This window comes from uncultured Paraglaciecola sp. (assembly GCF_913020055.1).
Taxonomy (GTDB): Bacteria; Pseudomonadota; Gammaproteobacteria; order Enterobacterales; family Alteromonadaceae; genus Paraglaciecola.
Map to the genome: position 1 here is coordinate 1 of NZ_CAJWCF010000162.1, position 5324 is coordinate 5324.

The 5324-nt window shown below is 39.4% G+C and carries 5 protein-coding genes; all 5 read left to right on the plus strand.

Going from position 1 to position 5324, the window contains the following annotated elements:
* Positions 1 to 2374 (plus strand): SLBB domain-containing protein (locus QZ488_RS20870; RefSeq protein WP_293752384.1); only part of this gene is annotated, 2374 nt, incomplete at its 5' end.
* Between the two features lie 187 nt (positions 2375 to 2561).
* Positions 2562 to 3545 carry a Wzz/FepE/Etk N-terminal domain-containing protein gene (locus QZ488_RS20875; RefSeq protein ID WP_293752386.1) on the plus strand — a complete coding sequence of 328 codons (984 nt, stop codon included), beginning with the start codon at positions 2562 to 2564 and terminating at the stop codon, positions 3543 to 3545.
* Positions 3546 to 3587: 42 nt separating this feature from the next.
* Positions 3588 to 4544: a Gfo/Idh/MocA family oxidoreductase gene (locus QZ488_RS20880; RefSeq protein ID WP_293752388.1), complete on the plus strand. Its 957-nt coding sequence runs from the start codon at positions 3588 to 3590 to the stop codon at positions 4542 to 4544.
* Complete coding sequence (locus tag QZ488_RS20885) at positions 4544 to 5128, plus strand: N-acetyltransferase (protein WP_293752390.1); 585 nt, start codon at positions 4544 to 4546, stop codon at positions 5126 to 5128. Before QZ488_RS20880 ends, QZ488_RS20885 begins: the two co-directional genes overlap by 1 nt.
* A 5-nt stretch (positions 5129 to 5133) precedes the next feature.
* The coding region (locus QZ488_RS20890; protein WP_293752392.1) for a DegT/DnrJ/EryC1/StrS family aminotransferase at positions 5134 to 5324 on the plus strand (191 nt) is incomplete at its 3' end.

The window sequence follows — 5324 nt, forward strand, 5'->3', positions numbered from 1 at the left end:
CCAACCCACGCCCCAGCAATTAGAACAATTTAAGCGTATGTCTCCGGCAGAGCAAAGCCGCCTTGCCAAACAGTTTGGGGTTGAAATTCCACAGGGTGGTGGTGTAGGGCAAGTTCAAACTATTGTGCAAGAAACGACCGTTCAGCCTAGAGTTGTTGATACAAGCCTAAACCATAAGCAGCCACAACAAATAATAACCAAAAAAGAAGGTCTAATGCCCTTCGGTTATGACCTGTTTTCAGGGAATCCAACTACATTCACCCCCATTAATGATATCCCAGTTTCCTCAGATTATGTATTAGGTCCTGGAGACTCACTAAAAGTAAATCTATTCGGTAAAGACAGTCAGTCGTACGAACTAGTTATTGATCAGGAAGGCGCTACATATTTACCAGATCTAGGGCCGCTACACCTAGCAGGTCAAACCTTCTCAGAAGCCAAACAAAACATAAGCAATACCATCAATCAAAAAATGATTGGCGTAAAGGCTAGTGTGTCTATGGGGCAGTTACGCTCTATACGTGTATTCGTTTTAGGTGAAGCGTACTTACCAGGCTCTTATGTGGTTAGCTCTCTTTCTACAATGACGAACGCGCTGGTATTAAGTGGGGGGGTTTCCGAAAATGGCTCACTAAGAGAAATCCAATTAAAGCGCAAGGGTAAGCTCATCCAAACTCTGGATGTTTATGACTTACTACTCAAAGGTGATACCAGTAACGATGCGCAGTTGAGGTCAGGCGATGTCGTATTTATCCCGTCAATTGGCAGTACTGTTGGAATAAAAGGCGAAGTAAGGCGGGCTGCAAGATATGAACTAACCGGTGATGAAACGGCAGAATCATTAATGCATTATGCTGGCGGTCTTTTATCATCAGCATATCCACAGTTAGCCACACTCCAAAGAATTGACCAAAATAACCAACGCACCTTATTGAATCTTAATTTAAAACAATCAACTGACTTGCAAACAAATTTAAAAAACGGCGATGTAATCTCAATTCCGAAAGTGGCGGAAAAAGTTGAAAATATCATTAAACTTTCAGGCCATATATTGCGTGAAGAATCGCTCACCTGGCAGCAGGGTCTCCGTTTAAGTAATGTCATGTCTGAAGTTCAGCGATTAAAACCAAATCCTGATTTAAACTATGGTTTAATAAAACGTTATCACCAACCAGATCAAAAGTTAGAGGTTGTTCCATTTAGCTTAGAAAATGCCTTAAATCAACAAGGTTCAAAAAGAGATATTCTTCTGCAAAATCAAGATGAAATTCTATTTTTTGGCTTGTATGACTCAAGCAGACAAAAAGAAATTGCCAAACTGATCGAACTATTAAAATCTCAATCAACCATTGTAGCCCCATCAAAAGAAATTACCGTAAGTGGTGATGTTCGCTTCCCAGGAGTCTACCCTCTTAGTAAGGGAATGAATGTCAGTAATCTTATTAGTGCTGCGGGTGGACTAACCGAAAAAGCCTTTCAGCTACGAGCTGAATTAAGTCGAACCGAATTTAATCAACAACAAGAACGTAAGCAGTATCGTGTAGATTTGAACTTAACTAATACTGACTCATTAATGTTCACTCTCAAATCACGAGATGTACTACAAATAAAAACCATACCAGAGTGGGCTGAATCGGAGCAGGTAACTTTAAGTGGTGAAGTTAAATTTCCAGGTGTATACCCAATCTATAAAAATGATACCTTAGCAATATTGCTAGAGCGTGCAGGCGGTCTAACAGAGTATGCCTATGCGCCCGGTTCTATGTTTACTCGTGTCGACCTAAAAAAACAACAAGCTAAACAGTTAAAAGAAATGCAAGAGCGTTTAGCTGAGGACATTGCTAAAGCAGAATTGGTCTCTGTAAATCAAGGCTCAGAAACAAAAGAGGCAAGTGATGTAGGTGTAGCGCAAAAAATTCTGTCCCAACTAAAAGGCACTAAAGCGACTGGGCGACTAGTCATTGATCTAGAAAAAGTACTTGCTAAAGAGTCGGATTACTCTATCCCGCTACAAAAGGGCGATGCACTGTATATACCAAGCAAAAAGAATTCTGTTACCATCGTAGGAGAAGTTCAGTTGCCAATTTCCCAAATATATGAAGCACAGCTAAGTTATTGGGATTACATAGAGCGAAGTGGTGGAACAACCGATAAAGCTGATGAAGGGCGTGTTTATATCATCAAAGCAAATGGTGCAGTAAAAATGCCTGAAAGCTCTACGTGGTTTGCTAGTACTGAAAAGCAAATAGCACCAGGGGATACAATTGTGGTGCCGCTCGATGCAGATAAACTAGACCAGATTGTACTATGGCGTGATATGAGTCAGATTTTTTATCAGATTGCGTTGGGTGCGGCTGCTGTGGGAAGTTTATAATGAATGATGTCGTATGGCATGATTATAATGTATCAAAGGAGTTGAAGTCAGGCAGAAAGAAGCAGAAGTCAAGCAAATTACTGGTGTAGCCTAATCTATTAATATCGGGAGTATCTGTGATCTCAAGTCATATACCGAATATAGTAGGTTCTTCCCATTACTAAAAATTATTAATATGAGCTTAAACGTGCAAAAAACTGAAATGCCGCAAATGCAAACTCCCGCTCCACCGATTAATTTTTCTAAAAGCGACGAAATTGACCTGCGTGAACTATGGTCCACGATCTGGAAAGGTAAGTGGCTTATCATCTGTATTACATCAGTTTTTACCGTAAGTTCCGTTTTTTATGCTCTATCCATTCCTGATGTATACAAATCAACAGCAATTCTAGCTCCGGCATCAACTTCTAGCTCTTCCACTCTGTCAAGTTTAGCTGGCCAGTTTGGTGGCTTTGCCTCATTGGCAGGAATCAATTTAGGTGGCTCTAGTGGCGGGGATAAAACTACTATTGCAATTGCGCTAATAAAAACCTGGGGTTTTTTAGAGGATTTTATTAAGAATAATAAAATTGAAGTAGAAGTATTTGCTGCCAAAGGCTGGGATAGAAGTACCAGAAAATTACTTATTGACCAAAATCTGTATGATACGAAAACATCTACCTGGGTAAGGGGTAACGTACCGCCTAGTCAAGATGGTACATTAGTTCCTACAAGCTGGAAGCTATTTCAAAAAATAAAAAATAAAATTAATATCAGTCAGGAGTCAAAAACAGGTTTGATATCTCTAAGCGTCGAACACTACTCTCCTTTTGTTGCGAAAAGGTGGGTTGACTTGTTGGTGTTAGCTATTAACGAACATATGCAATTACAGGGCAGAAAAGAAGCGCTTAATAGTATTAAATACCTTAAAACACAGATTAATAATACTAACATTGCTGAAATGCGGACTATTTTTTATCAGTTAATTGAAGAGCAAACTAAAACGTTGATGCTGGCTGAAATTAGTAGTGAATATGTGTTTAGAACATTAAGTTCTGCAAAAATCGCAGAAGTTAAGATTAAGCCTAAGCGTGCGTTCATTGTGATTTTAGGGGCTGTACTGGGTGTCATGCTCTCAATGTTATTAGTTCTCGTTCATCATTTTATTTACAAACCAGAGTTGGCCCGATAGGGTTTGTCTTTGGTTGAAATCTATTATATTTGAGAGTTTTAGATGAAGATTTTTGCATTGATGGGGGCTGCTGGATACATTGCCCCTCGTCATATGAAGGCGATAAAAGATACTGGTAACAATCTTGTAGCAGCATTAGATAAAAATGACTCAGTGGGAATCATCGATAGTTATTTTCCTGGTGCTGATTTTTTCGTTGAGTATGAGCGTTTTGATCGCCACATTGACTTGTTAAAACGTGAGGGTACTCAACTTGATTATGTGAGTATCGCGTCCCCTAATTATTTGCACGATTCGCATATTCGTTTTGCGTTACGGCAAGGAGCTCATGCAATATGCGAAAAACCCTTAGTGTTAAATCCGCATAATATTGATGCATTAAAAGTCGTACAAGAGGAAACAGGAAACCAAGTCTACAACATACTACAGCTTCGTTTGCACCCAAGTATTATTGAATTAAAGGAATATGTAACAGCTGAAGTTTCCAATAACCCCGATAAAGTTTTTGATGTTGATTTAACCTATTTAACCAGTCGTGGGCACTGGTATTTTACATCATGGAAAGGTGATGTAAATAAATCGGGCGGTATCGCAACGAACATCGGTGTTCACTTTTATGACATGTTAGGTTGGGTGTTTGGTGATATTAAGAAAAATGAAGCGCATCTAAAACACGCGGATGCGAATGCAGGTTATCTAGAATTTAAGCACGCGAAAGTACGCTGGTTCTTATCGGTTAATTACGATTATATACCTGAAGAAGTTAAAGTTGCAGGCCAACGAACCTATCGCTCAATCACTGTTGATGGAAAAGAAATTGAGTTTTCTGATGGTTTCACTGACCTGCACACAGCCAGTTATCAACATATACTAAAAGGTGAAGGTTTTGGTTTGGAAGAGGCGCGCAATAGCATCGAAATAGTAAGTGAAATTCGAAATCAAGGTGTTGTGAGTAATAAGTCTGATGCACATCCTTTTATAAATAAAGTGATTGGCTAATGCTAGAAACCTATATACATGAGAGTGCCATTGTTGATAAAGGGGCTCAGATTGGTAAAAATTCACGAGTTTGGCATTTTGTACACGTTTGTAGCGGTGCTCAGATAGGCGAAGGAGTTTCTCTGGGGCAGAATGTTTTTGTAGGTAATAGAGTAACCATTGGCAATAAGTGTAAAATTCAAAACAATGTTTCGGTCTACGATAATGTTTATTTGGAAGCCGAAGTGTTTTGCGGTCCAAGTATGGTATTTACCAATGTATATAATCCGCGATCTGGCGTTGAACGTAAAGATGAATATCGTGATACCTTAGTGAAACAAGGGGTTACCTTGGGTGCTAATTGTACTATTGTATGCGGCATTACCATCGGGCAATATGCTTTTGTGGGTGCGGGGGCTGTGGTAAACAAAGATGTAAAGCCTTACGCCTTGATGGTAGGAGTTCCCGCAAAGCAAATTGGCTGGATGAGTGAATATGGAGAACAACTTGATATACCTCTCCAAGGGGCTGCTTCAGCAACCTGCAAACATACCGGCATTGTATACCGCTTAGAAAATAAAAAATTAACTAAAGTAACAGATTGAAATAGATGCAGTTTATTGATTTACAAGCACAATACCATTATTTAAAAAAACGTATTGATACTCGAATTGAACATGTACTTAACCATGGTAAATATATCATGGGCCCTGAGGTGCATGAATTAGAGACTAAGTTGGCTGAATACGCAGGTGTTAAACACGTTATTACGTGTGCTAATGGGACCGATGCATTACAGCT

Excerpts from the sequence above, each read along its gene's own strand:
- QZ488_RS20880 (WP_293752388.1), top strand. The coding sequence starts at position 3,588 with ATGAAGATTTTTGCATTGATGGGGGCTGCTGGATACATTGCCCCTCGT.
- QZ488_RS20885 (WP_293752390.1), top strand. The coding sequence starts at position 4,544 with ATGCTAGAAACCTATATACATGAGAGTGCCATTGTTGATAAAGGGGCT.